Source organism: Aeromonas sp. DNP9, assembly GCF_001728955.1.
GTDB lineage: Bacteria > Pseudomonadota > Gammaproteobacteria > Enterobacterales > Aeromonadaceae > Aeromonas > Aeromonas veronii.
In genome coordinates this window covers 1-1,032 of sequence record NZ_LYSQ01000068.1, presented here as the reverse complement: position 1 = coordinate 1,032, position 1,032 = coordinate 1, and the positions used below count along the sequence as shown (strand labels likewise).

Here is a 1,032-nt window from a genome sequence, read left to right as displayed (position 1 = left end):
GGCTATGTCCCAATTACTTGTTGCATGGGGCGCCCCAGCGCCTCATGCAAACATGCTTTGATATTTACGCCCCTCCCGTAACGCTCCAGCATCCTGCGCCAACCCAAGTAGTTCTTCAGGTAGTGCGTCGCCACGCCATGAAACCGCTCCATCCACTCTTTCAACCGATGGTGATACCCGTTTACGTGCTGGATGTGATACGCACCGACCACCCGTTCGCCTTGACGATTACGCACTACCTGATGGGTTACACCCTGTTCTTTGCTGAAACAGGCATACACACCCGCGCCATCGCTACATAGCACCGCATCCGGTGACACCAACGGCTTTAACACTGCGATGACCGTCTCGGCATCTATTTTCTCCAACTGAAAATCCGCATGGTGGCCTGCACGGTCTTGTACCACCATCACCGGGATGTAATCTGGCCCAGTTCCACGAGTTCGACCTTTACCACCGCGATGACGTGCCGGACGTGGCAGCCCCCGTTGCCCCTTGAACGATTCGAGGAAGAAGGTCTCGTCTACCTCAACGATGCCCTCTTCCCGGGTGGCCTGATGACCTGCCATGGCACGCAAGAAGCGGTGACGCCAGAGGAACGCGGTGTTTTTGCTGACTCCGCAACGCCGCGCTGCCTGGCGGACGGTCAGTCCTTCGATGAGGGCTTGTGCGTAGTCTTCCCAGCACTGTGCTTTGCGCAACCGCGACAGAGGTGTTTTGGTCAGAACGGTGCTGGTGCGCAGACACAGTTTGCAACGGTAGCGGCGCAGCCCCCGACTCCATCCCCAAGGCGCCATCTGGGCGACATCTGCCTGACAATGTGGGCAGCCACTGCATGCCGGTAACTGAGTATTGAGCGAGGTAATGGTGTGGGGTGCAGTGAGCTCCTGCTGAGCAACACGGCGCTGGCGCAGGGTTAACTGGGGAAAGAGAGACAGCAGGTGTTGAAAGGCTGGGGTATCCATGATGGTAGACCTCAAGGTGATGGCCTACTTCAAGATTAGCCTTTCAACACGTAATTGGGACAGAGCC

The 1,032-nt window shown here is 57.3% G+C and carries 1 protein-coding gene; it reads right to left on the bottom strand.

All coding sequences use genetic code 11. The features are described 5' to 3' along the window. Positions 1 to 2 precede the first annotated feature (2 nt). A complete protein-coding gene (locus tag A9G06_RS21245; RefSeq protein WP_069556550.1) occupies positions 3 to 965 on the bottom strand; it encodes an IS1595 family transposase in 963 nt (320 codons plus the stop codon). Positions 966 to 1,032: the final 67 nt, after the last annotated feature.

Excerpts from the sequence above, each read along its gene's own strand:
- A9G06_RS21245 (WP_069556550.1), bottom strand. The coding sequence starts at position 965 with ATGGATACCCCAGCCTTTCAACACCTGCTGTCTCTCTTTCCCCAGTTA.